This is a genomic window from Nocardioides humi (assembly GCF_006494775.1).
Classification (GTDB): domain Bacteria; phylum Actinomycetota; class Actinomycetes; order Propionibacteriales; family Nocardioidaceae; genus Nocardioides; species Nocardioides humi.
Genome location: NZ_CP041146.1, coordinates 1960095 through 1986573, shown reverse-complemented (window position 1 = coordinate 1986573; position 26479 = coordinate 1960095). Strand labels below are relative to the sequence as shown.

Annotated in this window: 30 protein-coding genes and 1 pseudogene; 16 read left to right on the top strand and 15 right to left on the bottom strand. The window is 71.3% G+C overall.

Translation table 11 applies throughout. The features are described from left to right. Positions 1–125: 125 nt before the first annotated feature. The gene (locus FIV44_RS09845) at positions 126–1055 is read right to left on the bottom strand and encodes a zinc-binding dehydrogenase (RefSeq protein WP_141004285.1); all 930 of its coding nucleotides are present in this window, start codon (positions 1053–1055) and stop codon (positions 126–128) included. Between the two features lie 185 nt (positions 1056–1240). Beyond that, positions 1241–1366 (bottom strand): hypothetical protein, encoded by a 126-nt coding sequence (locus FIV44_RS33120; RefSeq protein WP_281285819.1) that lies wholly within the window; start codon positions 1364–1366, stop codon positions 1241–1243. Positions 1367–1684: 318 nt separating this feature from the next. On the opposite strand from FIV44_RS33120, the gene FIV44_RS09840 reads away from it, so the two are divergent. Then, positions 1685–1978, top strand: a complete 294-nt coding sequence (locus tag FIV44_RS09840; RefSeq protein WP_141004284.1) for a hypothetical protein — start codon at positions 1685–1687, stop codon at positions 1976–1978. Positions 1979–2072: 94 nt separating this feature from the next. On the opposite strand, the gene FIV44_RS09835 is transcribed toward FIV44_RS09840, so the two are convergent. The 7 genes and pseudogenes from FIV44_RS09835 to FIV44_RS09815 all read right to left on the bottom strand — a co-directional run bounded on the left by FIV44_RS09835 (position 2073) and on the right by FIV44_RS09815 (position 5984). After that, a complete protein-coding gene (locus tag FIV44_RS09835) occupies positions 2073–2504 on the bottom strand; it encodes a VOC family protein (RefSeq protein ID WP_141004283.1) in 432 nt (143 codons plus the stop codon). A 12-nt stretch (positions 2505–2516) separates the two neighbouring features. After that, positions 2517–3716 (bottom strand): cytochrome P450, encoded by a 1200-nt coding sequence (locus tag FIV44_RS09830; RefSeq protein WP_141004282.1) that lies wholly within the window; start codon positions 3714–3716, stop codon positions 2517–2519. Positions 3717–3784: 68 nt separating this feature from the next. Next, a complete protein-coding gene (locus tag FIV44_RS09825; protein WP_141004281.1) occupies positions 3785–3979 on the bottom strand; it encodes a ferredoxin in 195 nt (64 codons plus the stop codon). Positions 3980–4029: 50 nt separating this feature from the next. Further along, the gene (locus FIV44_RS32040; RefSeq protein WP_246086902.1) at positions 4030–4428 is read right to left on the bottom strand and encodes a hypothetical protein; all 399 of its coding nucleotides are present in this window, start codon (positions 4426–4428) and stop codon (positions 4030–4032) included. Between the two features lie 134 nt (positions 4429–4562). Beyond that, positions 4563–5057 (bottom strand): annotated as a pseudogene (locus FIV44_RS33980) (LLM class flavin-dependent oxidoreductase); the annotation flags it as partial. 112 nt (positions 5058–5169) lie between these two features. Then, positions 5170–5403: an SDR family oxidoreductase gene (locus FIV44_RS33115; protein WP_219996375.1), complete on the bottom strand. Its 234-nt coding sequence runs from the start codon at positions 5401–5403 to the stop codon at positions 5170–5172. Next, positions 5400–5984, bottom strand: coding sequence for an SDR family NAD(P)-dependent oxidoreductase (locus FIV44_RS09815; protein WP_219996374.1), 585 nt, complete (start codon positions 5982–5984; stop codon positions 5400–5402). Before FIV44_RS09815 ends, FIV44_RS33115 begins: the two co-directional genes overlap by 4 nt. Positions 5985–6129: 145 nt before the next feature. Between FIV44_RS09815 and FIV44_RS09810 the strand changes: the two genes are divergently transcribed. From FIV44_RS09810 to FIV44_RS09780, 7 genes are read left to right on the top strand one after another with little or no spacing between them, the layout of a single operon-like run. Then, positions 6130–7782 (top strand): AMP-binding protein, encoded by a 1653-nt coding sequence (locus tag FIV44_RS09810; RefSeq protein ID WP_141004280.1) that lies wholly within the window; start codon positions 6130–6132, stop codon positions 7780–7782. Beyond that, a complete protein-coding gene (locus FIV44_RS09805) occupies positions 7782–8684 on the top strand; it encodes an LLM class F420-dependent oxidoreductase (protein ID WP_141004279.1) in 903 nt (300 codons plus the stop codon). Before FIV44_RS09810 ends, FIV44_RS09805 begins: the two co-directional genes overlap by 1 nt. Positions 8685–8688: 4 nt before the next feature. Continuing rightward, complete coding sequence (locus FIV44_RS09800) at positions 8689–9705, top strand: phosphotransferase family protein (protein WP_141004278.1); 1017 nt, start codon at positions 8689–8691, stop codon at positions 9703–9705. Positions 9706–9736: 31 nt separating this feature from the next. Further along, positions 9737–10918 carry a thiolase C-terminal domain-containing protein gene (locus FIV44_RS09795; protein WP_141004277.1) on the top strand — a complete coding sequence of 394 codons (1182 nt, stop codon included), beginning with the start codon at positions 9737–9739 and terminating at the stop codon, positions 10916–10918. Then, entirely contained in the window at positions 10918–11325 is a 408-nt protein-coding gene (locus FIV44_RS09790; RefSeq protein WP_141004276.1) for a Zn-ribbon domain-containing OB-fold protein, read from the top strand. Before FIV44_RS09795 ends, FIV44_RS09790 begins: the two co-directional genes overlap by 1 nt. A 51-nt stretch (positions 11326–11376) precedes the next feature. Beyond that, positions 11377–12219, top strand: a complete 843-nt coding sequence (locus FIV44_RS09785; protein ID WP_141004275.1) for an SDR family NAD(P)-dependent oxidoreductase — start codon at positions 11377–11379, stop codon at positions 12217–12219. After that, positions 12216–13430, top strand: a complete 1215-nt coding sequence (locus FIV44_RS09780) for an epoxide hydrolase family protein (protein WP_181411078.1) — start codon at positions 12216–12218, stop codon at positions 13428–13430. The genes FIV44_RS09785 and FIV44_RS09780 overlap by 4 nt, the downstream gene beginning before the upstream one ends. Positions 13431–13469: 39 nt before the next feature. Here the strand turns inward: FIV44_RS09780 and FIV44_RS09775 are convergent, their stop codons facing one another. Continuing rightward, positions 13470–14246 carry an SDR family NAD(P)-dependent oxidoreductase gene (locus FIV44_RS09775; RefSeq protein ID WP_141004274.1) on the bottom strand — a complete coding sequence of 259 codons (777 nt, stop codon included), beginning with the start codon at positions 14244–14246 and terminating at the stop codon, positions 13470–13472. Positions 14247–14390: 144 nt separating this feature from the next. Here FIV44_RS09775 and FIV44_RS09770 point away from each other — a divergent pair, with 144 nt between their 5' ends. Beyond that, positions 14391–14831 carry a MaoC family dehydratase gene (locus FIV44_RS09770; protein WP_141007813.1) on the top strand — a complete coding sequence of 147 codons (441 nt, stop codon included), beginning with the start codon at positions 14391–14393 and terminating at the stop codon, positions 14829–14831. Positions 14832–14845: 14 nt separating this feature from the next. Here the strand turns inward: FIV44_RS09770 and FIV44_RS09765 are convergent, their stop codons facing one another. Both FIV44_RS09765 and FIV44_RS09760 read right to left on the bottom strand, forming a co-directional pair. Then, entirely contained in the window at positions 14846–16018 is a 1173-nt protein-coding gene (locus FIV44_RS09765) for an epoxide hydrolase family protein (protein ID WP_141004273.1), read from the bottom strand. Further along, complete coding sequence (locus tag FIV44_RS09760; RefSeq protein WP_141004272.1) at positions 16015–16950, bottom strand: enoyl-CoA hydratase/isomerase family protein; 936 nt, start codon at positions 16948–16950, stop codon at positions 16015–16017. The genes FIV44_RS09765 and FIV44_RS09760 overlap by 4 nt, the downstream gene beginning before the upstream one ends. Before the next feature lie 160 nt (positions 16951–17110). On the opposite strand from FIV44_RS09760, the gene FIV44_RS09755 reads away from it, so the two are divergent. From FIV44_RS09755 to FIV44_RS09745, 3 genes are read left to right on the top strand one after another with little or no spacing between them, the layout of a single operon-like run. Further along, positions 17111–17461 (top strand): putative quinol monooxygenase, encoded by a 351-nt coding sequence (locus tag FIV44_RS09755; protein WP_141004271.1) that lies wholly within the window; start codon positions 17111–17113, stop codon positions 17459–17461. Between the two features lie 10 nt (positions 17462–17471). Further along, positions 17472–18383 carry an enoyl-CoA hydratase/isomerase family protein gene (locus tag FIV44_RS09750; RefSeq protein ID WP_181411077.1) on the top strand — a complete coding sequence of 304 codons (912 nt, stop codon included), beginning with the start codon at positions 17472–17474 and terminating at the stop codon, positions 18381–18383. Continuing rightward, the gene (locus FIV44_RS09745) at positions 18383–19612 is read left to right on the top strand and encodes a CaiB/BaiF CoA transferase family protein (protein ID WP_141004269.1); all 1230 of its coding nucleotides are present in this window, start codon (positions 18383–18385) and stop codon (positions 19610–19612) included. The genes FIV44_RS09750 and FIV44_RS09745 overlap by 1 nt, the downstream gene beginning before the upstream one ends. Here FIV44_RS09745 and FIV44_RS09740 read toward each other — a convergent pair. The 3 genes from FIV44_RS09740 to FIV44_RS09730 are packed head-to-tail and all read right to left on the bottom strand — an operon-like array spanning position 19603 to position 23357. Further along, on the bottom strand, positions 19603–20040 hold the full coding sequence (locus tag FIV44_RS09740) for a cupin domain-containing protein (protein WP_141004268.1): 438 nt from the start codon (positions 20038–20040) through the stop codon (positions 19603–19605). The two genes, FIV44_RS09745 and FIV44_RS09740, sit on opposite strands and share 10 nt — an antisense overlap. A 59-nt stretch (positions 20041–20099) precedes the next feature. Then, complete coding sequence (locus FIV44_RS09735; protein ID WP_141004267.1) at positions 20100–21899, bottom strand: acyl-CoA dehydrogenase; 1800 nt, start codon at positions 21897–21899, stop codon at positions 20100–20102. Between the two features lie 24 nt (positions 21900–21923). Beyond that, positions 21924–23357 (bottom strand): MFS transporter, encoded by a 1434-nt coding sequence (locus FIV44_RS09730; RefSeq protein WP_141004266.1) that lies wholly within the window; start codon positions 23355–23357, stop codon positions 21924–21926. Between the two features lie 125 nt (positions 23358–23482). Between FIV44_RS09730 and FIV44_RS09725 the strand changes: the two genes are divergently transcribed. From FIV44_RS09725 to fabG, 4 genes are read left to right on the top strand one after another with little or no spacing between them, the layout of a single operon-like run. Next, positions 23483–23845: an antibiotic biosynthesis monooxygenase gene (locus FIV44_RS09725; RefSeq protein WP_141004265.1), complete on the top strand. Its 363-nt coding sequence runs from the start codon at positions 23483–23485 to the stop codon at positions 23843–23845. A gap of 46 nt (positions 23846–23891) precedes the next feature. Continuing rightward, complete coding sequence (locus tag FIV44_RS09720; RefSeq protein ID WP_141004264.1) at positions 23892–24470, top strand: cysteine hydrolase family protein; 579 nt, start codon at positions 23892–23894, stop codon at positions 24468–24470. Between the two features lie 51 nt (positions 24471–24521). Beyond that, positions 24522–25736 (top strand): acyl-CoA dehydrogenase family protein, encoded by a 1215-nt coding sequence (locus tag FIV44_RS09715; protein WP_141004263.1) that lies wholly within the window; start codon positions 24522–24524, stop codon positions 25734–25736. Beyond that, positions 25733–26476 (top strand): 3-oxoacyl-ACP reductase FabG, encoded by a 744-nt coding sequence (gene fabG / locus FIV44_RS09710; protein WP_141004262.1) that lies wholly within the window; start codon positions 25733–25735, stop codon positions 26474–26476. The genes FIV44_RS09715 and fabG overlap by 4 nt, the downstream gene beginning before the upstream one ends. The last annotated feature ends 3 nt before the right edge of the window (positions 26477–26479 follow it).

Here is a 26479-nt window from a genome sequence, read left to right as displayed (position 1 = left end):
GGCGGCAGGGGCTGCTCGGTCACTGTCGACGTCCGTATGCTCCTTCTTCTTGATCCGTCGAGGGGTCCTACCGGTCGTTGACGCCGAACTCCGCTGAGATGTCGTTGTCGGCGGCCGCGTCCTGCCTATGCAGTCGTCGTCCTCCCGGGCTCGATGACCGCCCGGCCGGTCAGCTCGCCGGCGCCGAGCAGCTCCATCGCATGCTCGATCTGGTCGAAGGCGAAGTACTCGTTGTCGATGCGGAGCAGTCCGCGCTCGGCGATCGACACGACCTCCTCGAGCTGTCCGATGGTCGCGCCCATCCGCCACGAGACCTCGGCTCCGATCGCCGGCGCCTTCGCCCAGGACAGCCGGACGTCGGCGTCCCCCACGCCGACCAGTGCGATCCGTGCCAGCGGCGCGGCGCTCTCCAGCGCGGTCTGGATGGACGCCGCGTTCCCGACGAAGTCGATGACCGCGTCGGCGCCGCGGCCACCGGTCAGGTCGCGCACCGCCTCCACGGTGCTCGGTCCCGACTCGATGGCGGCATCGGCGCCGAGCTCGGTGACGTAGGCGCGACGAGGCGCGGACACCTCGGCGACGACGACCTGGGCGGCCGTCAGCAGCTTGAGGTACTGCACGGCGTACGAGCCGACCCCTCCGGCCCCGATCACCAGGGCGGTGGCGTCCGGGGTCAGCCGGTCCAGCACATGGGCGACGGCGCCGTACGACGTGTGCCCGGCGTCGGCCAGCGGCGCGGCCTCGCGCGGCGCGAGGGTCGTCAGGCGCACCAGCTCCCGCTCGGGCACGATGACGTACTGGGCGAACCCGCCGTCGATGCCGGCGCCGCGGCCGCCGGTGGCCATGCCGCACAGGTTGTCGTGCCCGCGCACGCAGTAGCGGCAGCTCCCGCAGCTGCGGATGCCGGTCGCGATGACGGCGTCGCCGACCGCGAAGCGACTGGTGTGGTCGCCGAGGGCGGCCACCAGGCCGGCGTTCTCGTGGCCCAGCGTCCACGGGGGCGCCGAGCCCCAGCCGCCCTCGGGAGGTGCAGGAAGTGCAGGTCGCTGGCGCACAGGCCGGCGCCCTCGACCTCGACCAGGACCTCGCCGGCCCGGGGCTCGGGACGGGGACGGACTCGTAGGCGCCCTTCCCCCAGTCGACGATGCGGTAGGCGTTCATCTGGCTCATGGAGGTCTCCTCGGGGTCCACTGTCTTGGTTCTCGGGTTCAGGGTGCCCGGCCGGCCGGGCAGGGGTCGGTCAACGGGCCCAGTACGGCGCGGCGGCCTCGAACGCGCAGCGGGCGAACTGCTCGGGGCTCCACGCGCGCATCCGCGCCGAGACGATCTCGACGCCCACGAGCGCGTCGATGCCGTTGGCCCGCATCGTGCCGACGAAGCGGGGGAGGGGAACACGCCGGCTCCGGGCAGCAGCCGATGGTCCTTGGCGAGGGTGATCGGAGTGTCGCCGAGCGGACCGTGGTCGTTGAACTGGATCAGCGGCACCTGCTCGGCGCGCAGCGCGGCGAGGTCGCTCCAGGCGGTGGTGCCGTTGAAGACGTGCCAGGTGTCGACGGCGAGGCCGACGCGCTCGACGCCCAGGTCTGCGGTCACCCGCAGCGCCGACGGCACGTCGGTGACGGGGAACAGCGGACTGAACTCGAGGGCGAAGGCGACGGTGGGGTGCTCCGCGCGGAGGCGGGCGATGCTCTCCCGGACCAGGTCGAGGATCGCCTCGGTCGGCGGGACGAAGAGGATGAGCGGTACGACGTCGGGCCGCAGCGCCGCCACCCGCCGGCGCAGCGCCTCGACGCCGGCCAGCGTCGCGTCCGGGTCCGCCAGGATCCGCAGGGACTGGATCTCCCGGCAGGGCAGAGCGGCCCGCGCGCAGGCGCGGGCGACCCCGTCCAGGCCGGCGGGGGTCGCCTCGGCTGCCTCGAGCGAGTGCCGGTCGAAGGCGATCCAGGAGAACCCCGCTCCGGCGGCGGCGTCGATCTGACGCTCGAGCGACGGCGGCTGCGGGGTGAACTTCGGTGCGAACTGGATCGTCTCGTAGCCCAGCGCCGGCACGGTGGCCCCTTCGCGGCTCGGCATCAGACGGCAGGCCCGATGAGACGGTCGGCGGCGCTGCGGGGGATGAGCTCGATCCGGGTGCGGTCGAGGAGGAGATAGGCGCCCACCGGCGAGCCGTCGCGGTGCATCACGCCCTCACGGGTCGCCCCCGCGGCGCACAGTCGCTCGATCTCGCCGGGCAGGTCGTCGGTGAAGTAGCCCAGGTGGTGCAGGCCGAGATCCGCCCAGAGACCGCCGGGGTGCTGCTGGAGCAGCTCGTAGTGGACCGGCCCGCTGCGGCTGTAGACCGCGCCGACCTCCATCGTGTGGAAGCCCTCGGGGGTGAGGACGTCCGGCGTCGGGTAGAAGCACTCCCGCCAGTCGAGGCCCAGCGGGTCGCCGTACGCCGCCATGCCGGCCTGGAGGTCCTCGACCACGATCCCGACATGGAACAGATCCTCGTGGCGCAGCATCGAGCCCGCTCCTCAGACGGTGACCGGCAGGGCATGGACGCCGTGCACGGCGCTCTCGTACTTGAAGCTGACCTCCTCGAGCGGCACGCCCAGGGCGAGGCCCGGGAGCCGGCGGAAGAGCGTCTCCAGCGCCACCTGCATCTCGACGCGGGCGTAGGCCTGGCCGAGGCACTGGTGGATGCCGTACCCGAAGGCCATGTGGCGGCGCACGTTCGGACGCCGTACGTCGAGCTGGTCGGGGTCCGTGAAGACGCGGGGGTCGCGGTTCGCGGCGTTGAGGAGCGCTCGCACGCCCTCGCCCGCCCGGATGACCTGCTGCCCGATGGTCACGTCCTCGGTGGCCACGCGGCCGACCAGGAGCTGGGCGATGGTGAGATAGCGCAGCACCTCCTCGACGGCGCTCGGGTAGAGCTCGGGGTTGGCGCGCAGGTCGGCGAGCTGGTCGGGATGCTCCAGGAGCAGCATCGTGGCGAGGGTGATCATGCTCGCCGTGCTCTCGTGCCCGGCGATGAGCAGCTGCCGGGCCAGGTCCACGAGGGTGGCGCGGTCCAGCGTGCCCGGGAGCATGTACTGGTGCACGAGGTCGCTGATGATGTCGTCCTCGGGCTGCTCGATCTTCACCCCGACGAGGTCGTCGAGGTACGCCATCAGCTCGGTGGTCGCGGAGGAGACGTCGGCCGACGAGGCCGCCACGGCGAGCCGGGTGCCCGAGCGCTCCTGGAAGAACAGGTGGTCCTTCTCGGGAACGCCCAGGAGCCAGCAGATCACCGCGGTGGGGATCGGCAGGGCGAAGTCCTGCACGAGGTCGATCCGGCCCTCCTCGGCCAGCATGCCGTCGATCAGCTCGTCCACCAGGGCCTGGATCCGTGGGCGCATGGCCTCGGCCCGCTTCACCGTGAACCAGCGCGTCAGCATCCGCCGCAGCTCGTCGTGGTCCGGCGGATCCATGCTGATGAGGGACTTCTCCTTGTCGGCCTTGCTGGTGCGCCCCTCGAAGACCTCCGGATAGCCGTCCTTGGTGGTGTCCGAGCTGAAGGCCGGGTTCGTGCAGACGGCCATCACGTCGTCGAACCGGGTGATCAGCCACGCCAGCTTGCCGTCGAAGAGCTCGGCCTGCGAGATCGACGCGCTCTCCCTCAGCTCGGAGATCTCCGGCTCGAGGTCGAACGGCCGGGTGCGGGTGAAGGGGAAGCGAACAGCGGTGGTCGGCATGGGAGTCGCCTCGATTCTGATCGGTGGTGCGGAGGTGGGTCAGGTCGCTGACGGCCGCCGGCCGTGGGTCACTCGTGGACGGTGATGCACTGCGCCGGGCAGGCGAGAGCCGCCTCGCGCACGCCGTCGTGCAGATGGTCGGCCGGCTCGATGTCCAGCAGGATGACCAGGCCGGTCTCGTCGGACTGGTCGAAGACCTCCGGAGCGGCGAGGACGCACTGACCGGCTCCGCAGCAGCGCTCGAAGTCGATGTCGATCTTCATGAAGGTTCCTCCAGGCGGTCTGAGGGTCGGTACTGCGGGGCGGAGGGCCGTCAGGCCAGCTTGGGCAGGACCTCGTGGCCGAGGAGGTCGATCATGTCGAGGACCTCGGGGAGCGGCGCGCCGCCCGAGTCGACGTAGATGAGGTTGGTGTCGATGTCGAGCGTCTCGGACAGGTAGAGCAGCCGCTCGGTGACCTCGGCGGGGGAGCCCGCGACGGCGGACCCGTGGGTGATCGTCCACTCGAAGTCGAGCGGCGCGGAGGTGAAGCCCGGGGTCTGGCTCTGCACCAGCGAGCCGAACCAGTCGTGGTAGGCGGTGAACCGCGGCCTCCAGCGCTCGCGGGCCTGCTGACTGGTCGGCGCCACGTTGACGTGCCAGCACGCGCCGATCCGGGGCTGGCTGCCCTCGACGCTGCGGAACGCCTCCTTGTAGGTCTCGACGACCGGCACGAACCTGTCCGGCGCGCTGAAGCCGCTGGGCAGGACGAGCGGCAGGCCCAGCCGGGCGGCCAGGTGCGCGGTCTCTGCGGACCCGCCCCGCCGATCGCGAGCGGCGGGTGGGGGACCTGGATCGGCCTCGGCTGGAGCGTCACGTCGCGCAGGGGAGGACGGGAGAGCCCGCTCCAGGTCACCGACTCCTCGGTCCAGAGCCGGAGGAGCAGCTCGACGTTCTCCTCGAAGAGCTGGCGGGAGTCGTCCAGGGACTGGCCGAAGATCTCGTAGGTCTTGGCGAACAGGTTGCCCCGGCCGACGCACATCTCCGCGCGCCCGCCGGAGACCAGGTCGAGGACGGCGAAGTCCTCGGCGACGCGGAGCGGGTCGCTGTTGGCGAGCAGGGTCACCCCGGTCCCCAGCCGCAGCGTCGACGTCCGTGCGGCGACCGCGGCGAGGAGGACGGGCGGGCTCACGCTGACGAACGGGCCGGCGTGGTGCTCGCCGACGTTGAACCCGTCGAACCCGGCCGCCTCGGCCGCGACGGCCGACTCGATGATGGCGGCGTGACGTTCGGCGACCGTGGTCGACGTACCCGTCACGGGGTCCGGCAGGTGGTCGCCGAAGGTGAGCAGATGTGACTTCATGAGGGCGCTCCTTGAGATCGGGCCGCGAATGAGGGCCGATTTGCATCGTATTCCAAATACGAGACCTCGTGAAGCCCTAAATACGAATCGATTTCATGAATCGTCACGGCGATCAGAACCTCGTGTACGCGCCGTCCACGACCAGCGTGTCGCCAGTGTGGAACGTCAGCGACGGATCCGCCAGGAACGCGGCGACAGCGGCCATGTCCTCGCGGGTGCCCCAGCGCTGGACGGGTGTGCGGCGGCGGGTGTACTCGCGGACCTTGTCGTAGTTCTTGGCGTCGATGAACCCCGCCCCGGGCGCGACCAGGTCGGTCTCGGTCCAGCCCGGGACGAGCGTGTTCACCCGGACCCCTGGGGGGCGAGCTCGACGGCGAGCGCCCGCGACAGCGCCTCGATGCCCGCCTTGCTCGCGGCGTAGTGCTCCTTGCGCGCGCCGCCGTAGAAGTTCATGATCGAGGACACCGGGACCAGCGCGCCGCCGCCGTTGGCGACCATGTGGCGCGCGGCCTCGCGCAGGCACAGGAAGGTGCCGTCGAGGTTGATCGAGACGACGCTGCGCCACTGCTCGACGGTCATGTCCACGAAGGAGACCGCGTCGCCGGGCACGCCGGCGTTGGCGAAGAAGGCGTCCACCCGGCCGAGCGCGGACACGGTGTCGGCGAAGGCGGAGCACACCTGCTCCTCGTCCTGGATGTCGACCACCAGGGCGGTGGCGTCGAGGCCGGCCTCCCGGAGCTCGGCGAGGGCGGTCTCGTTCTTGGCCGCGTTGCGGCCCCAGATCGCCACGCGCGCGCCGGCGCGGGCCACGCCGTGGGCCAGGCCGAGCCCGATCCCGCCGTTGCCGCCGGTGACCACGACGCTTCGGCCGGTGAGGTCGTGCGCGGGTGCGGGGTGGGCGTGCGGTGCGGTGTCGGAGGATGTCATGGGCGTCCTTCTCGGGGCCGGGGGCAGCGAGCGGGTGTTGCGCAGCGTGTTTCGATTGCCGTACGATCACATCGTATTCCATTCGAGAATCTTCTACTAGACTCCGATCTGGATCGGCTCCAGCATCGGAGGGAGGTGTGGCGGGATGGCAACCAGCTCCCAGTCGGCGGTCCGGCTCCTGCGCGATGTGGTGACGCCGGCCGAGAGGCGCGAGCTGTACCGGTCGCGGGGGCACTGGAACTCCGACACCCTGGCCGACCGCCTGGCCCAGCACGCCGCCGCACGGCCGGAGAAGACCGCCGTGGTCGACCTCGCCGGCACCCGGCGGCGGACCTACGCGGAGCTCTACGCCGACGTCTGCCGCATGGTCCGGGTGCTGACCGAGGCCGGCGTCGAGCCGGGCGACGTCGTGGCGGTCCAGCTGCCCAACTGGTACGAGACGGTCGTCGTCGACCTGGCGGTGCTCGCCCGGGGCGCGGTCCTCAACACCATGCTGCCGATCTACCGCGGCAAGGAGATGCGCCACATGCTCTCGGCCGCGGGGTCGAAGCTCCTGGTGACGCCCGCCGTCTACCGCAGGTTCGACCACGCGGCACTGGCCGCCGAGCTCGTCGACGAGCTGCCCGCGCTCCGCACCCACCTCGTCGTGCCGGACCCGGTCGAGCAGCCGGCGGCGCTCGACGGGCTGCTCGAGGGGCACGCCGCGGCGCCGTACCCCTCCGGCCTGGATCCGGAGGCCGTCTCCGAGCTGATGTTCACCTCGGGCACGGAGTCGACCCCGAAGGCCATCATGCACACGGAGAGCACGACCGAGTTCGGCGTCCGTGCTGCGGGCGAGGCGCTGGGCCTGACGGCGGAGGACATCGTCTGGATGCCCTCGCCCATCGGGCACTCGACGGGGTTCAACTACGGCCTGCGGATGGCCCTCCACCACGGCCTGACCCTCTGCCTGCAGGACAAGTGGGACGCCGCCGAGGCCGTGCGCACGATCCAGGACGAGCGGTGCACCTACACCGTGGCCGCCACGACCTTCCTGGCCGACGTCCTGGACGAGGCGGATCGCGTCGGCGCCGACCTGTCGTCGATGCGGCGCTTCTCCTCCGGGGGCGCGGCCGTGCCGCCGCACCTGGTCAGGCGCGCGAGCGAGCTCGGGATGACGGTGCTGCGCCTCTACGGCTCCACCGAGGTCCTGATCGGCTCGTGGAACCGCCCGGAGAGCCCCGAGACCAAGCGGATCGAGACCGACGGTCTCCCGTTCGACGCCGTCGAGCTCGAGGTACGCCGCGACGGCCGCGCGGTCGTCGGGGAGCCCGGCGTGATCTACGTGCGCAGTCCCAGCGCGAGCGTGGGCTTCTTCAACGACCCCGAGCGCACCGCCAGCACCTTCGACGCGGACGGCTGGGTCGAGTCCGGCGATCTCGGCGTCCTCGACGCCGACGGCTACCTGACCATCGTCGGCCGGACCAAGGAGATCATCATCCGCGGCGGCCTCAACATCGCGCCCCGCGAGATCGAGGAGCTGATCGTCAAGCTCCCGGAGGTCGCCGCGTGCGCCGTCGTACCGGTGCCGGACGACCGGCTCGGCGAGATCGCCTGCGCCTGCGTCGTGCTCCAGCCGGGCGCGGCGCTCACGCTCGCGGAGCTGACGACGGCGCTGCGCGGCTTCGGCCTCGCGGCCTTCAAGCTGCCCGAGCGGCTGGAGGTCGTGGACTCCCTGCCGACCACGACCACGGGCAAGGTCCAGAAGAACGTCCTGGTCGACCGCCTGGCCGACGCGGCCGGCAGTCGAGGCGCCTGATGCGGATCGACGTGGTGCTCCCCCAGACGGAGCTGCCCGGGACGCCCCACGAGGTCGCCGCGTTCGCCGAGCTGGCCGACCGTGTGGGGTTCGGCCGCGCCGTCGTCTACGACCACGTGCTCGGCGCCGAGCACGCCGACCGCAGCCCCCGCCTCACCGGTCCCTACGACGAGCACACGCCCTTCCACGAGCCGTTCGTGCTCATGGGCTACCTCGCCGCGATCACGACCCGGATCGAGCTGATGACCGGCGTACTCGTGCTGCCCCAGCGGCAGACGGCGCTCGTCGCCAAGCAGGCGGCCGAGGTGCAGAGCCTCTCCGGTGGCCGACTCGTGCTCGGCGTCGGCGTCGGCTGGAACCACGTCGAGTACGAGTCGCTCGGCATGCCCTTCGCCGGGCGGGGGGCGATGCTCGAGGAGCAGGTGCAGGTGCTCGGCCGGCTCTGGAGCGAGCCCTCGGTCACCCTGGTCACCGCGCGCCACCGGATCGACCGGGCCTCGATCGCTCCCCGCCCCGCGAGCGCACCCGCGCTCTGGTTCGGTGGCAGCTCCCGTGCCGCCTACGCGCGGGCGGTCCGCCTCGGGGACGGGCTGATCGTCCCGGCTCGCGGCGACGACGTCCGCGCCGCGGTCGACGAGGTCGAGCAGCTGCTGGCGGACAAGGAGCGCGACCGCGCGAGCTTCGGCATCGAGGTCTTCGTCGACAGCGGCCCGGATCCGTCGGCCTGGCCGTCGGCCCTGGACCGGCTCGCCGGGCTCGGCGTCGACCGGGTCGCCTTCCGCACCATCGGCCAGGGACTGGACTCGCCGGCGGCGCACCTCGACGTGGTCGCCGCCTTCGCGGCGCAGGTGGCCGGGCGACAGGGACTTTCCGACGGTGAGCCGCTGGTGTGGAGGCGATGACGACATGACGATGACGACCGAGGTGACCGATGGCGACATCGTCACCGACCTGGAAGCGGTGCTCCGGGAGACGCTCGGCCTGGCGGATGCGTCCGTCTCGGACCTGGCGCCGTTCGGCGACGGACACTCGGGGGAGACGTACTCCTTCGTGCTGGCCTCACCGGCGGCCTTGAGCCGACTGGTGCTGCGGCTCTCTCCCGCCGGCGTCCCGCCGCGCGGCCCCGCCGACGTCGGGCGCCAGGGCCGGATCATGGCCGCGCTCCAGGCGGCCGGCGCCCCGGCGCCGCGCGTCCTCGCGTGCAGCAGCGAGCCCCGCCTGGCCGGCCGCGCGTTCGCGGTCATGGAGCTGGTCGAGGGCCGCTCCTGGTCCGACTTCCGGGCCGGTGCCGGCGACGCCGCGACGGCCGCCGCCGCGGTCGCGGCGCTGAAGGTGATCCAGTCGGTTCCGCTCGACCGGACCAGCCTGTCCCTCGCCGACGCCGACGGCGACCCGCTCGCGGAGGTCCGGCGGTGGGAGCCGCTGCTCGTCCGCGCGGAGGAGGACCTGCACCGACCAGGCGAAGCGCTCGCCGACCGGCTGGCGGCCGGCGCGGGCGACGCCGGTGCGGCAGCGCCGGTCCTGGTGCACGGAGACTTCCACTACGGCAACCTGATGTTCGGCGACGACGGCGTCGTCGCCGTCCTGGACTGGGAGATCGCCGGCGTGGGCCACCCCGCGACCGACCTGGCCTGCCTCGCGGTCGCCTCCCTGCGGCGACGCTACGCACCGGATCCGAACCCCACGGGCAGCATCGAGATCCCGCTCGGCGAGCTCGGCCGCACCTACGGCATCGGCGCCCGGGAGCTGGCGTGGCACGTGGCGGCGTCCTGCTACAAGTACGCCGCCATCGTGGGCTACAACCTGCGGCTCCATCGGCGCGGCAAGAAGCACGACCCGATCTACGAGTCGCTCCAGCACACCGCCCGCGCGCTCCTGGACGACGGCCTCACGCTGCTGCGTGACGGCATCGACTCCTTCTGACCCCTTCCCCCCGATCGACGAGGTGCTCACCATGACCAGCGCCCCTGGCAACCGTCCCGGCTTCGCCGGCACGACGGCGCTCTCCGGCGTCGGCTACACCGACCTGACCGCCTCCGGCGGCAGATCCGTTCTCGACCTGGCCCTCGAGGCCTCGCGAGCGGCGCTGGCCGACTGCGGTCTCACGCCGGCCGACGTCGACGGCGTCATCACCTACAGCCTGTTCAACGACTCGGTCTCCAGCCAGGCGGTCGGGACCGGCCTCGGCTGCGGCGACCTGAGCTACGTGCTCGACCTCAACAACGGCGGGTCGCAGCCGGGCTTCGCGGTCATGAACGCCGCCATGGCCGTCGCATCCGGACTGGCCGAGACCGTCGTCGTCTACCGGGCGCTCAACGGCCGCACCGGCAAGAAGGTCGGCTCCACCCACTTCGAGTCGCCGAGCGGCCAGTTCCGCTACCCGATCGGGTTCTCGTCCTACCCGTACTACATCGCGATGTGGTCGCGACGGTTCATGATCGAGACGGGGGCCACGGAGGCGGACCTGGCGGCCGTGGTGATGGCGCAGCGGGAGTACTCCGCGCTCAACGAGCGGGCGGTGCGCAGGAGCCTGCTCACCGAGGAGGAGTACTTCTCGCGCGGGTACGTCGTCGAGCCGTTCCGGCCGGTCGACTGCACCGTCGAGGTCGACGCCGCGGTGGCCGTCGTCGTGACGTCCCTCGAGCGTGCCCGGGACCTGAAGGTGCCGCCCGCGGTGCTCGAGGGCGGAGCCTGGGTCACCGGGCGCGGCTCGGGGCTCGACATCGCCGACGTCCACTACTGGCCCGACCTGAGCCGCAACTGCCAGCACCTGCTGGCCGACCGGCTGTGGGCCTCGGCGGGCCTGGGACCGGCCGACATCGACGTGGCCGAGATCTACGACTGCTTCAGCCCGGCCGTCCTCTACGGCCTGGAGGGACTCGGCTTCGTGGAGCGGGGCGGCGCGGGCGCCTTCGTCCGGGAGGGCAACACCCGGCTGGACGGCGTCCTGCCCACGAACACCCACGGCGGCCTGCTCAACGAGGGCTATGTGCACGGCATGAACACCGTGACCGAGGCCGTCCACCAGATCCAGGGCCGCGCCGGCATCCGCCAGGTGGAGGGCGCCGAGACGGCTGTGGCCACCTCGGGCGTGCTCGTCGACGGATCCGCGATCGTGCTCAGGAAGGACTCGTGATGACCAACCCCCTGCAGGACGTCACCGTGGCGCCGGACATCGATCCGGACACCGCCTGGTGGTGGGCGTCGCTCGCCGCCGGTGAGCTGCGGATCCCGCACTGCCGCTCCTGCGACCGGCACTTCTTCCCCCCGATCCCCGCGTGCGCCCACTGCGGCAGCACGGACATCGACGCCACCCTCTCGACCGGGGAGGGGCGCGTGTACTCGTGGATCGTGGCGCACCATCCGCTCGACGACACCTTCAAGGGGCACACGCCGTACACCGTCGTGGCCGTGGAGCTCCAGCCCGAGGGCGTCCGGCTGTTCGGCCGCATCGAGTCCGGCCCGCTCGACGAGAACACGCGGGTACGGGCCTATCCCTACGACGTCGCCGGGTCCACCCTGCTCGGCTTCGAACGCATCTGAGATGCCCTGACGGCTCCGGCCGGGTGCCGGCGCCACCGAGAGGAGAGTCCCATGACTGTTGCCCCTGACGTGTCGAACCGGTCGCTCGCCGACCTCTACTCGCTGGCCGGGAGGGTCGCGCTGGTCACCGGAGGAGGGCGCGGCATCGGCGCTGCCGTGGCAACACGGCTCGCGGAGGCCGGTGCGGCGGTCGCGATCGCCGACATCGACGAGAGCCTCGCCACCGAGACGGCCGAGAAGCTCGCCGCCGGCGGCGCGACCGCTGTCGCGGTGGCGATGGACGTCACCTCGCCCGAGTCGACACGGCAGGCCGTCGCGGCGGTCCGGTCCCGGCTCGGCGAGATCGACATCCTCGTCAACAACGCCGGTCTGCTCGGCGTGCCGAGTCCGTACGACCAGATCGCCGACGAGGACTTCGATCGCACCATGGCGGTCAACGTCCGCGGGGTGCTCAACGTCAGTCGCGTGGTCGGTCCGCTCATGGTCGCCGCCAGCCGGCCCGGCGTCATCATCAACATGGCCTCGACCGCCACCTATCGCTATCCCAACCCGGGCACGCTCACCTACACGACCTCGAAGCAGGCGGTCAACGCGATCACCAAGGGCCTCGCGGTGGAGCTGGGCCCGGCCGGCATCCGGGTGCTCGACATCGCGCCGGTGGTCGTCGAGACCCCCGGCCTGATCGCCCTGCGCGAGCGCAGCCGGGAGGAGGCGGCGAAGTCGGGCAAGACCGTGGAGCTGGGCAATCCCGCCGCCTTCGCCCACCTGCCGCTGGGCCGGACCGCCCTGCCCGACGACATCGCGCGGGTCGTGGCCTTCGCCGCCAGCGATGCCGCGATCCTGATGACGGGCTCGACCCTGGCGGTCGACGCCGGCTCGATGGTCGTCCGGTGACCGGTACGCCGGGCCCGGCCTGGGAGCCCGCCGAGCCGTTCGTGGTGCAGGTCGACCAGGGAACGCTCGACGACCTGCATGAGCGACTCGCCCGCACCCGGCTGGCGCCCGACCTCGACAACGAGGACTGGAGCTACGGCGTCAACGGCGCGTATCTCGCCGAGCTGGTGCACTCCTGGCGCACCGAGTTCGACTGGCGTGCCCAGGAGCGCCGGATCAACGAGCTGAGCCACTACCGGACGGTGATCGACGGCATCCCGATCCACTTCGTCCACGAGCGGGGGAAGGGGCCGGACCCGACGCCGATCATCCTGACCCACGGCTGGCCCTGGACCTTCTGGGACTTCCACGACGTGATCGGCCCGCTGACCGACCCGGTCGCGTACGGCGGCTCGGCCGAGGACAGCTTCGACGTCATCGTCCCGTCGCTGCCCGGCTTCGGCTTCTCCACGCCGCTGCGGCGCACGGGCATGACGATCTGGGACGTGGCCGACGTCTGGAAGACCCTGATGGTCGACGTGCTGGGCTACCCGAGGTTCGCCGCCCACGGTGGCGACTACGGCGTGATGGTGACCGCGCAGCTCGGGCACAAGTACCCCGAGCACCTCCTCGGTCTCCACTTCGCGCCACGGCCGCTGCCCCTGCATGCCTTCAACACCGACCGCCCGTGGGCCGACCTGTTCGCCAACGCCATCCCGTCGGGGGTGGGGGACCGGGCCACGTTCGTGGAGTACGAGCGCCGCAAGGTGGGCCACGTCGTCGCCCACGTCCTGGACCCGCAGACCCTGGCGCACGCCCTGCATGACTCCCCGGCCGGCCTGGCCGCGTGGCTGCTGGAGCGGCGACGCTCCTGGAGCGACTGCGGCGGCGACGTGGAGTCGGCGTTCAGCCGCGACGACCTGCTGACCAGCTTCACCATCTACTGGGCCAGCGACTCCTTCGTGAGCACCGCGCGCCTCTACCACGAGAACGCCAAGATCGGCTGGCAGCCCTCGCACGACCGGACGCCGGTCGTCGGCGTCCCGACCGCCGTCACCGTGTTCGAGAAGGATCTCCCGCCCGGGGCGTCGATGGCCTGGATGGAGGAGTACTTCGACCTCCGCCAGGTCACCTCCTCGCCCACGGGCGGTCACTTCGCCGCCGCGGAGGAGCCGGATGTCGTGGTCCGCGACATCAGGTCCTTCCTCGGGGGTGCGCATCGCGGGAGCTGAGGCTCGGCGTGGACATCGCTCACGCCGAGCCCGCGGGTTCTAACCGCGCATGTACTGCCCGCCGTTGGTGTCGAGCAGCTCGCCCGTCACGCTCGCCGAGAGCCGGGAGGCGAGGAACACCGCGGCGCCGGCGACCTCGTCGGGGTGCGGGATCGCGCCCAGCGGGATGTCGGCGAGCGCCCTGTCGACGTGCGCGCTGCGGGCGGGGTCGGCGCGCCACTCCTGGACCAGCGGCGTGTCCATCCAGCCGGGCAGGACGGCGTTGACGCGGATCCGCTCGGGCCCGAGCTCGAAGGCCAGGGTGCGGACCGCCTGGTTGAGCGCCGCCTTGGTGATCGCGTAGCCGCCCCGGCCGGGGGCCGAGACCATGCGGGTCGTCATGGCGCTCACCATCACGACCGCGGCCCGCTGCGAGCGGCGCAGGAGCGGCAGCGTCTCCTGCACCAGGGCGATCGGGCTCCACACGTTGATCTCGGCCAGGTCGCGCCATTCGTCGAGCGACGCGTCGGCGACGCCGGCGGAGGAGCCGGTCGCGGATGCGTTGTACACCAGGACGTCCAGGCCGCGGTCGGCGAGATCGCCGACGATGCGGGACCGGTCGGCGGCTGCGGTGACGTCGGCCCGGAGCCCGCTCGCGCGCCCGCCGTCGCCGGCGATCGCGTCGAGGGCGTGCTGGATCGACTCCTGCCGCCGGGCGGCGACGACGACGTGGGCACCGCTCTGCGCGAAGGCACGTGCGATCGACGTACCGAGGCCGGGGCCGACGCCCGCGACGAGGACGGTGGCGCCGTGCAGCCCGAGGAGGTCGGTGTCCATCTGTTCTCCTGTTCGATCGAAACGACCGCGAATATGTCGAATATAATTCGTAGAATGGTACCCTCGGATGCGATAAACCGGAAGCGAGTGACGCCGGTGACCATCCGAGCGTTCAGCGAAGAGAGAGTGAAGCGCGTGCCGAAGATGTCGTACGACCAGCTGGCCGAGGCGAAGGACCACGACTTGGGCGCCAGCCGCTGGGTGCTCGTGGACCAGGACCGCATCGACCGCTTCGCCGAGGTCAGCGAGGACCACCAGTGGATCCACGTCGACGCGGAGCGTGCTGCGGACGGCCCGTTCGGCACGACCGTGGCCCACGGCTATCTCACGCTCTCGCTCGTGGGCACCCTGCTCGGCGAGCTCCTCGACGTCGAGCCCGACGTCGTGCTGGTGAACTACGGACTGGACCGGATCCGGTTCCTGGCGCCCGTCGCCGCGGGCGCCCGCGTGCGTGCCCGCGGGCGGATCGTGGGCGTGGAGACGACCGCCCACGGGCTGCGGCTGCTGGTGAGCGCGCACGGCGAGACGGAGGGCCGCACCGACCCGGTGTGCGTCGCCGACGCGGTCGTGCTCGTCCGTCGTTGATCGGCGGCAGGACACTAGCGGCCGGTGAAGATCGCGAAGCTGGCGCGCAGGTCCGCGGCGACCTGCGCCGGCCGCTCCCACGGGGAGAAGTGCCCCCCGCGCTCGTGCGCCGCGCGCCACCGCAGGTCGTAGTACTCCTCGACCCACGGGCCGGGCCGGCGCGCGTGGTGGGCGAAGGTCGACAGGGCGGTGGGGGCGGTGATCACCCGGGTGCCGGTGCCGGGCTCCGGGCGCCACGGCCGCTCCGTCGCTGCCGGGTAGAAGCACAGGCTGCTCGCGACGGAGTCGGTGAGCCAGTACAGCATCGTCGTCGTGATGAGGTCGTCCTTGGTGTAGACGGTCTCGAGGTCGCCGCCGCAGTCGGTCCAGGCGTGCCGGCGCTCGACGAGCCAGGAGCAGAGGCCGGCGGGGGAGTCGGTGAGCGCGTGGCTCAGGGTGAGCGGGTCGAGCACGTGCACCGTGACGTGGGAGGCGGCCTTGCGCTCGAACTCCAGGAAGGTCGCGAGCTCCTCGGGGTCGAGGGCGGCGCGGGCGGGCTCGAAGAGGTCCCACGGGCGGGCGGTGCCCCAGACCTCGAGCCGCGCCGCGTCGAAGAGGTGGATGCCGAGGAGGCGGTGGGGGTGGCGGTGGCCGAGCTGGGCGGTCACCCAGGCTCCCCAGTCGCCGCCGACGGCACCGAACCTGTCGTAGCCGAGCGCGTCCATCAGCTCGACCCACAGGTCGGCGGTCTCCCACCAGTTCGGGCCGGCCGCGGCCGCCGACAGGCAGAAGCCGGGCAGGGAGGGGACGACCAGGTCGAAGGCCTGCTCGTCGGGACCGGCCGCGGAGAGCGTCTCCAGCAGCCGGGAGTAGTCGAGGAAGGTCCACGGCCAGCCGTGGCTGAGGATGAGCGGGATCGCGTCGGGACGGCCGCTGCGCAGGTGGACGAAGTGGAGCGGGCCCGCCGAGGAGTCGAGGACGAACTGCGGCAGCTGGTTGATCCGCTCCTCCGCGGCACGCCAGTCGTACGTCGTGCGCCAGTGCTCGACGAGCTCGTCGAGGTAGTCCGTGCTGGTGCCGTGCGCCCAGCTGTCGCCGTGGCACCCGGTGGGCCGCCGGAAGCGCCGGATCCGGTCGGCGACGTCCTCGAGGGCGTCGTCCCCGACCCGCAGGACGAAGTCGCGGATCCCTCCCGGACGCGTGGTCATCGGCCGAGGTAGCGGGCGGGCCTCTTCTCGGCGAACGCGGCCAGGCCCTCGTAGGCGTCGTGGGACGTCGTGGCGTACTCGAACACGAGGTCCTTCTCGAGCTTGAGGCCGTCGTCGAGGGGGGTGTTCTCCGCGATCGAGATCAACTTCTTCATCTTCGCCCGACCCAACGGCGTGTGCCGCGCAGTCTGCGCAACCAACTCCAACGTCGCCTCCAACAACTCCTCCTCCGAAGCACACAACGCCACCAGACCCGCCTCCCGCGCCTCCCCAGCCGAATACAACCGACCCGTCAGCAACCACTGCGACGCCCGCGCACTCCCCAACGCCTTGACCAACCGCTGACTGCTCCCCGCACCCGGCAACTGCGCGAAATTCAGATGCCCATCACCGATCCGCGCCGAATCAGCCATCGTCACCAGATCACACGCCAACGCCAGCTCCAGACCACCCGCCACACACGCACCGTTGACCATCGCCACCGACAACGGCGCCGCCGTCTCCAACAGTCCGCACGCCGTCTCGAAGTCGTCCATGAACCGGCGAAAACGCTCCGGATCCCGATACAGCGACTGATACCCCTTCAGATCACCACCCGCCGAGAACGCCCGGCCCTTCCCGGTCAACACCACCGCATCCGGCACCACCACACCCGAATCGACACCCGAATCGACACCCGAATCGACACCCGAATCGACACCCGAATCAGCGCCCGAATCGGCCCCCTGACTCGTCAACGTCTCCAACAACCACGCCAACGCCGCGATCGTGTCCTTGTCCACCGGGTTCAACGACTCCGGCCGGTTCAACCGCACCAACGCGATGTCGACCCCACCCCGCCGCACATGCTCCAACTCCAACAACGCATCCACCGGACCCGCACCATCCACCGACACCACATCCGACACCACCACCCCGGACCACACGGACATGGGCTTCCCCTTCGACTCTGCGAGCGACTCTGAACGTCATTTGGCCTGTCGACCATTACCGGCAGGATGACATATCCAGATTCGAGAATCCAGTGCTATCGTTCGATCTGAACGAATATGAAACGAAGTTGTTCGATCCAGGTGGTCGGAGGAGTGAGTCATGGCGACACTGCAGTGTCGGTCGGTGGTGGAGGTCGAGCCCGGCCGCTGGGCGGAGGCGACGTCGATCGCGGCCGCGCAGGTCGAGTTCGCCCGGACCCTGCCCGGGACGATCGGCTACGACATCTATGCCGACCCGGAGGGCAACACGCTGGTGCAGCTGGCGACCTACGCCGACGTCGCCTCCTGGCTGGCGCACAGTAGGAGCAACCCGTTCGCCGCCGACTACATGAAGGTGGTCCGGGTGAAGGCCCTCGAGGTCTACGGGGAGAGCACCCCGGAGCTCGACGAGATACTCGCGGCCTACGGTGCCGCCCAGCAGTTCACAACCGTTCGACCAGGCGATGAGTGAGGGATCTTCCATGACGCAGTTCGAGTTCATCCAGGTGGTCAAGCGCGGGCCGGTGCTCGAGTGCTGGCTCAACCGTCCCGAGGCGCGCAACGCCCTGTCCACCGCCGTCGAGGACGAGTGGGACGACGTGCTCGAGCTCGCTGCCGGCGACGACAGCATCAAGGTGGTCACGCTGCAGGGCAGGGGGCCGGTCTTCTCGGCCGGGGCGGACATGAAGGAGTTCGCGGCGACCTTCGAGGACGAGTCCGCCGAGGCCGAGCCCGACGACGCCGGCCCGGTCGAGATCCTCGAGCGGCCGCACCGCCGGCACGGCGCGAGCAAGCGGCTGTGGCCGCCGCCGGCGATGCACGAGCCGTCCCTGCCGCGCTCGTGGTACTTCCACAAGACGCTCATCGCCGGTGTCCACGGCTTCGTGGGGCCCTACGCCCAGCGGATGCTGGCGCCGTTCGACTTCATCATCGCGGCCGAGGGCACCCGGTTCAGCTGGGAGCAGGCGCGGATGGGCAGCCAGAACCACCCGCTGGCCGTCTACTCCTTCCAGCTCCCGATGCGGGTCCTCAAGCAGTTGCTGCTGATGGGCGGCTGGTTCGACGCCGAGACGGCGCACCAGCTGAGCCTGGTGCAGCGGGTCGTCAGCCAGGACGCGCTCCCCGACGAGGTGAGCCGCTGGGCGGAGGCCGCGTCGGGCCTACGGCTGGAGACCATCAGCGCCTACAAGGAGGGCATCCACCGGATGTACGAGATCATGGGCCTGCACGGCATGATCGGCATCGGCAACAACCTCAACGCCCACGCGGAGGGCAGCCGTGGCGGCGACTTCCACGGAACCCTGCGCGACAGCGGCATGACCGCGGCCCTGGCCAAGCGCAACGAGGGCGTCGACCCGGCGCTCACCCAGGTCACCTCGGGCGGTGGCCGGTGATGACCGCCGACGACACGACGGCGGCGGGCGAGCAGCGGCAGGGGCCGCTGGCGGGGGTGAAGGTCCTCGACCTGACCCGGGTGATCGTGGGGCCTTATGCCACGCAGTTCCTGGGTGACATGGGCGCCGACGTCATCAAGGTCGAGAGCCCCGTCGGCGACCTGACCCGCTCGGTCGGGTCGCAGCGGAACCCCGACATGTCCTCGAACTTCCTGATCTTCAACCGCAACAAGCGCAGCGTCGTCCTCGACCTCAAGCAGGCCGAGGCGCAGGAGGCGCTGCGCCGCCTGGTGGAGTGGGCCGACGTCTTCGTGGTCAACTACCGGCCGGCCGCGCTCGCCAAGCTGCACATCACCTACGAGGAGCTCCGCGCGATCAACCCCGAGCTCGTCTACTGCCGTGTCGTGGGCTACGGCGAGGACAACCCGAACGCCGCCAAGCCGGCGATCGACGACGTGATCCAGGCGCTGACCGGCTCGGTCGCGCTGCAGGGCGAGCTGACCGGGACGCCCAGCTTCGTCGGCCTCCCGCTGGCCGACCTGACCTGTGGGCTCTTCGCGCTCAGCGGCATCCTCGCCGCTCTCTACCGGCGCAGCGTCACCGGTGAGGGCGACGAGGTCGAGGTGCGGATGTACGACTCGATGGCCTCGTTCAACCTCAGCCCCCACCTGGCCGGGGAGTCCTTCGTGCCCGCGCTGGCGCCGGCGATCTATCCGCGCAGCGTCTCCTCCAACCGCAAGCCGTTCGCGACCGCCGACGGCACGATCACGGTGGCGCCGTACACCGACAAGGCGTGGCGCAGCTTCCTGCAGCTGATCGACCGCGCCGAGCTCCTCGACGATCCGCGGTACGCCACCGTCCACGCCCGTTCGGCCCACCTCAACGAGCTCTACGCGATGATGATCCCCGTCATCGCCGCCAAGCCCTCCGAGGAGTGGATGAAGCTCCTCGAGGAGGCGGACGTGCCGTGCAGCCGGGTCCAGACGACCCAGGACCTGGTCGAGGACCCCGCGCTGGTGACGGCCGGGCTGTTGACCGAGCACGACCATCCGACCGAGGGCCGGATCCGGCTCCTCGGCAATCCCGTGCGCTTCACGCACGCGCCGAGCTCGATCAGGCAGCTGCCGGCCAACCTCGGCGAGCACACCCGCGAGGTCCTCCTCGGCCTCGGCTACGAGGAGGACGACGTCGAGGCGCTGATCGGCTCCGGGGCCGCGGATCAGAGGTAGGTCACGCCGTGGCGCGCCGAGACGCCTTCGTTCGCGGCGGCGTCCGGCACCACGCCGGGCGGGGGCAGCGTCGGTGACTGCGCCGGCACCCCCGCCTCACGGATCAGGTTCTCGAAGCCGGCGGGCGCCGACAGCATGAGCCACCGTGCCCGGTCGCTCGTCACCGCGTAGCGGTGCGGCGTGCCCCGCGGCGTGAGGAAGGAGTCGCCGGGGTCGAGGGTCACCGTGACCTCGTCGGTGTGGACGGTGAGACTGCCCTCGAGCACGTAGAACGTCTCGCTCTCCCGGTCGTGCACGTGCATCGGGCCGTCGAACCGCTCCGCCTCCATCTCGGTGAGCGCGAACGCGCCGTCACTGTCGCTCCCGTCCACATGGATGCGCGCGAGGTAGTGCGCGAACCAGATCTCCTCGGGCCTCTTCGTGCTCATGTCATTCGTCCTTCGTCGGTGGGTTGCGGGTTGCGGGTGTCGGCAGGGCGGCGCCGGGCTCACAGCTCGTCGGCGTGTACGGCGAGCGCGGGGGACCGGTTGTGCATCAGGAGCTCGAGCTGGGCCCGTGCGTGCGGGAGCTCGTGGGAGAAGAAGTGCGCCGCGGCCGCGCGCTTGCCGCGGTAGAAGGGCTCCTCGCGCCCGGCGGTCGCCAGCGCCTGCTCGAGCCAGATCCAGGCCACGACCAGGTGACCGGCCGCCTCCAGGTAGACCGACGCGTTCGCCGACCTCTCCGCGGGATCGGACACCTCCGCGAGCCGCCGGCTGACCTCGGCGAGCCGCTCCCAGTCGCGCGTCAGGTCGGCGGCCAGGGCGCCCAGCTCCGGGACGGACGCCGCCGTCGCGCGCGCGGCGGTCTCCTCGACCAGCCCGGCGAGCAGGCCGAGCGCCGCGCCGCCGTCACCCACCACCTTGCGGTTGAGCAGGTCCAGCGCCTGGATGCCGTGGGTGCCCTCGTGGATCGGGTTGAGCCGGTTGTCGCGGTAGTGCTGCTCGACGTCGTAGTCGCGGGTGTAGCCCGCGCCGCCGTGCACCTGGATGGCCAGCTCGTTGGCGCGCAGGCACCACTGGGCCGGCCAGCTCTTGGCGATCGGGGTGAGCAGTCCGAGCAGGGCGGCCGCGCGCTCGCGCGCGGCCGGGTCCGGCGCGCTGCGCTCCTCGTCGAGGAGCCGGCCGCAGTAGAGGACCAGCGCCAGCGCCCCTTCGACGTACGACTTCTGGGTCAGCAGCATCCGGCGGACGTCGACGTGCTCGACGAGCGGTACCTGCGGGCTGTCCGGGTTGCCTTGGCCGAGCGGCCGTCCCTGCGGCCGCGACCGGGCGTAGGCCAGGGACTTCAGGTAGCCGGTGTAGCCGAGAGCCGCGCCGCTGAGCCCGATGCCCACGCGGGCCTCGTTCATCATGTGGAACATGTAGCTCAGCCCGCGATGCTCCTCGCCCACGAGGTAGCCGATCGCGCCGGGCTGCCCGCCGGGGGAGTGCGTGCCGTCGCCGAGGGCGAGCACCGTGTTGACCGTGCCCCGGGCCCCCATCTTGTGGTTGAGGCCGGTCACCACGACGTCGTTGTGGACGCCGGGCGCGCCAGCGGCCCCGGTCAGCACCTTGGGCACGATGAACAGCGAGATCCCGCGGGTGCCCGGGCCGCCGCCCGGCGCCTTGGCCAGGACCAGGTGGACGATGTTCTCGCCCATCCGGTGATCGGCGCCGGAGATCCACATCTTGTCGCCGAACAGCCGGTAGCTGCCGTCGGCCTGGGGCACGGCCCGGGTGGTGATGTCGGCCAGGCTCGACCCGGCCTGCGGCTCGGAGAGCGCCATGGTGCCGAAGTACCGCCCCTCGACCATCGGCACCACGAAGGTCTCGACCTGCTCGGGGGTGCCGTGGGCGAGCAGCAGGTTGGCGTTGCCGATGGTGAGCAGGTTGTACGCCGCGGTCGACATGTTGGCGGCGTAGAACCAGGCGGTGCACGCGTCGAACACGGTCTGGGGCAGCTGGAAGCCGCCGACCGCATGGTCCATCGTCGCGCCGACGAGCCCCGCCTCGGCGTAGGCCCGCAGCGCGGGCGCGATCTCGGGGAGCAGGTGCACCTCGCCGTCGACCAGGCGCGGCTCCTCGAGGTCGCCCTTGCGGTTGTGCGGGGCGAAGTGCGTCGTGGCGATCTGCTCGCTCAGCGCGAGGACGTCCTTGAAGGTCGCGACGGAGTGCTCGGCGAAGCGCTCTCGCTCCAGGAGCGCGTCGACCCGGAGCCATTCGAAGAGCAGGAAGTCGAGGTCGCGACGAGAGACGAGGGTCTCGGTCATGGGGGGTGTCCGTCCTTCTCGGGTTCAGGAGGTGGGCGCCGGCGCCGGGGCGCGGCCGCGCCGGGGCAGGAGCAGGCTGGTGAGCAGGGTGAGGGCCGCGGTGCCCAGGAGCAGGGCCAGCGCGGCCCAGAAGGCGCTCGCGCTCCGGTGGCCGGCGAGGGTGCCCGCGTTGAGGGCGACCAGGGTCGCCTGCACCCCGAGCGTGCCGCCGACGATCCTGATGTTGGTGTTCATGCCGACCGCGGCGCCGGTGTCGTGCCCGCTCACGAGCGACATGACGAGCGCGATCATGGCCGACTGGACGAGGCCGAAGCCGATCCCGAAGGCCGTGCAGGCGGCGGCGAAGTGCCAGGGCTCGGAGTGCAGCGGCGCCAGCAGCGCGAAGCCCAGCACGAGGCACGCCGCGCCGACGATCACCGGGAGCCGGGGACCGAGCCGGTCGATGATGGCGCCGGCGCAGGCGCCGAACAGGAACATGCACACGGGCATCGGGAGGGTCAGCAGGCCCGACCCCGCCACCGAGGCGCCCAGCCCGACGGTGCCGGGTCCGGCCGGCGTCTGGAGCACGACGGGCACGAAGGCGAAGACGCCGAACAGGGTCGCGCCGAAGAACAGGGAGGTGAGGTTCGCCTGCCACACGCCCTCGCGCCGCAGGACGGTCCAGCTGATCACCGGGTTCGGCGAGGTCCGCTCGGAGCGCAGCCACACCCAGAGCAGCGGGAGGGCGGCGGCGCCGCAGGCCAGCGTGGCCGGGGACGTCCAGCCCCAGCGGCCGCCCTCGGTGGCGGCGACCAGGATGGCGGTGATCCAGGCGACCAGCAGCAGAGCGCCGCGGTACTCCATCCGGCCCGCGGGGACCGTCGCGGTCTCGGGGACGACGAGCACGAGCACGGTCATCGACACGAGGGTGAGGACGAGCGGTATCAGGAACACCCAGGCGTAGCCGAGGTACTCCACGACCGGGCCGGCGAACACCAGGCCGGCCGAGGAGCCGCCGGTGATGCTGGCGGTGAAGAACCCGACGGCCGGGACGACCGAGGCGGGCGGCAGATGCTCGCGCAGGAGCACCACGACCAGCGGGAAGAGGACGGCGGAGGCGCCCTGCAGGCACCGGCCGACGACCATGACGGTCAGGTTCGGTGCCGCCGCGGAGAGGGAGAGTCCGACGACCATCAGGGAGAGCCCCCAGAGCAGGACCCGCCGGTTCCCGCGCAGGCTGCCGAGCCGGCCCCCGATCGGCGTCGCCGCCGCCGAGACCACGAGGAAGCTGGTCAACACCCACGCGGTCGCATGGGGCGAGCTGTCGAAGCGCTGCTCGGTGACGAGCAGCAGGGGAGGCATCACGGACTGGAGGCAGGCGAAGGCGAAGCCGGGGACGGCCAGGGAGGCCTGCAGGGCCAGGGACCGCCGTCGGGTCCGCGCCCAGGGGATGCCTCGACGGTCGTCACGAGCGAGCATGCCCCCTGCCTTGTGCGATGCCTTCCGAAATGGCGCGCCTGCATTCGCAGAATAGGTTGCAATACAGAAAATTTGCAACTAGATTCGATGTCAGCGAATCTAATCCGAACTATGAGGACGATGTGATGCCCGACGGCCCGCTGATGATGAAGGTAGTGCTCGACGTGGAGCCCGCCGCCGCGGACGACTTCGGTCGGGTCGCGCGGCAGTGGGTGGCCGACACGGCCGGCGAGAGCGGGGTGCTGACCTTCGTGTCGGCGTTCGACCCGGAGGCGTCCCAGGGCACCTTCGTCGAGGTCTACGCCGACTCGGCATCCTTCCTCGCCCACGCCGCCGCGGTCGACCCCGCGCTGCGCAGCGAGCTCTACTCGTTCGCGCGGCTTCACTCGTACGACGTCTACGGGGACCTCAGCGACGAGGCGCGGGCTGCCGTGGACGGTGCCGGGCCGACGTACCACCGGATCGAGGCCGCCCACATCGCCGGCTGAGCAGGACCCCTGTCCCACCACAACCACGATCGAGGATCTCCATTCAATGAACGCAGCAGCGGCCTCCGAGGCGACAGCACTCATCATCGGCGACGTGCAGAACGGCATCGTCAAGAGCTTCGGCGACGATGACGGCCACGTGGCACGCGTCGCGTCGGCGATCGAAGCCGCCCACCTGGCGGGCATCCAGGTGATCTACGTGCGGGTCGGGTTCCGCGCGGGCTATCCCGACGTGAGCCCGCGCAACCGCGGGTTCTCGGCGGCGGCCGCCAACAACATGCTGCTCGCGGACTCCGACGAGACGCAGATCGACGCCCGGATCGCCCCTCTCGAGGGCGACATCGTGATGACCAAGCGCCGGATCAGCTGCTTCTCGGGCACGGATCTGGACGTCGTCCTGCGCTCCCGGGGCATCACCCACCTGGTCCTCGCCGGCATCTCCACCAGCGGCGTGATCCTGTCCACCGTCCGGGAGGCCGCCGACCGCGACTACGCGCTGACGGTGCTCTCCGACGGCGCCAAGGACAACGACGAGGAGCTCCACCGCGTGCTCGTCGAGAAGCTCTTCCCGCGTCAAGCGGATGTCATCACCGTCGCCGACTGGGTCAGCGCGGTCGAGGCGTGAGCCCTCGGCCGTCCGACCCGTCCGCCCTTCGTCGAGAGTCAAGGAACTGAGATGGACTTCGAGTTCTCCCCGCGCTGCCAGCAGCTCCAGAAGGAGCTGCTCGCCTTCATGGACGAGCACGTCTACCCGGCGGAGCCTCGCTACGAGGAGCAGATGGCCGCGCTGCCGGACCCCCACGAGACCCCGCAGGTGCTCGAGGACCTCAAGGCCGAGGCCCGGGCCCGCGGCCTGTGGAACCTCTTCCTCCCGCACAAGACCGAGTGGACCGACGGGCTGAGCAACCTTGACTACGCGCCGCTGGCGGAGATCACCGGCCGGGTGCCCTTCGCCGCGGAGGCCCTCAACTGCTCGGCCCCCGACACCGGGAACATGGAGATCCTGACCATGTTCGGCACCGAGGAGCAGAAGGAGCAGTGGCTCGGGCCGCTCCTGCGCGGCGAGATCCGGTCGGCGTTCGCGATGACCGAGCCGGCGGTGGCGTCCTCCGACGCCACCAATATCGGATGCTCCGTCGTCCGGGACGGCGACGAGTACGTGATCAACGGGCGGAAGTGGTGGATCTCCGGATCGGCAGACCCCCGCTGCCGGATCCTGATCGTGATGGGCAAGACCGATCCCGACGGCGAGCGGCACCGGCAGCAGTCGATGGTGCTCGTGCCGATCGACACGCCCGGTGTGACGGTGGTCCGCAACCTCCCGGTCTTCGGGTACGTCGACCGCGAGGGGCACTGCGAGATCACCTTCGAGGACGTCCGGGTGCCGGTCGGCAACCTCCTCGGCGAGGAGGGCGGGGGCTTCGCCATCGCCCAGGCCCGGCTGGGACCCGGCCGGATCCACCACTGCATGCGCACGATCGGCGTCGCGGAGCGCGCCCTGGAGCGGATGGTCGCCCGCGCCGAGGGACGCGTGACCTTCGGGCAGCCCGTCGCCGAGCGCGGGCAGGTCCAGGACTGGATCGCCAACGCGCGGATGAACATCGACCAGGCGCGCCTCTACACGCTCTACGCGGCGTGGAAGATGGACCGCGACGGCAACCGGGCCGCGGCGACCGAGATCGCCGCGATCAAGGTGGCGGTCCCGAAGATGGCGCTGGAGGTCATCGACCGCGCCATCCAGGTCCACGGCGGCGGCGGTGTGTCCGACGACTTCGGGCTCGCCTGGGCGTACGCGCACACCCGCATCCTGCAGCTGGCCGACGGCCCCGACGAGGTGCACCGGCGTACCGTCGCCCGACGTGAGCAGCGCAGGCTGGCGGTGGCTCGATGAGCATGTCCTTCGACTTCTCGGGGCGCACGGTCGCCGTCACCGGCGCGGCGCAGGGCATCGGGCTGGCGGTCGCGCGATCGTTCCACGACGCGGGAGCGCGGGTGGTGGCCGTCGACCGGGACGAGGACGCGCTGACGGACTCCTGGTCGGCCGCGGCGCAGGACACGGTGCTGCCGATCGGCGTCGACGTGGCGGACGAGGACGCCGTCACCTCCGCGGTCGCGCAGGCGGAGGCCTGGGCGGGCGGCATCGACGTCATGGTGAACAACGCCGGGATCACCCGCGACGTCGTGGTCTGGAAGATGACCTCGGCGCAGTGGCGGGCGGTCCTGGACGTGCACCTGACGGGCACCTTCCACTTCACGCGTGCCGTGATCCCCCGCATGCGGCAGCAGGGATGGGGCAGGGTCGTCAACGTGACCTCCTACACCGGCATGCACGGCATGGTGGGACAGGCCAACTACGCCGCCGCCAAGGCCGGCCTGATCGGCTTCACCAAGGCGACCGCCAAGGAGGTCGCGCGCTTCGGGATCACCGTCAACGCCGTGTCGCCCAACGCCTCGACGGCGATGGTGGCGGCGATTCCCGCCGACAAGCTGGCCGCGCTCACCGAGTCGGTGCCGATGGGCAGGTTCGCCGAGCCCCGCGAGATGTCCGCTGCCTTCCAGTTCCTCGCCTCGGATGAGGCTGCCTACGTCACCGGCACCGTGCTGCCGGTCGACGGTGGCGTCGCGATGTAAAGG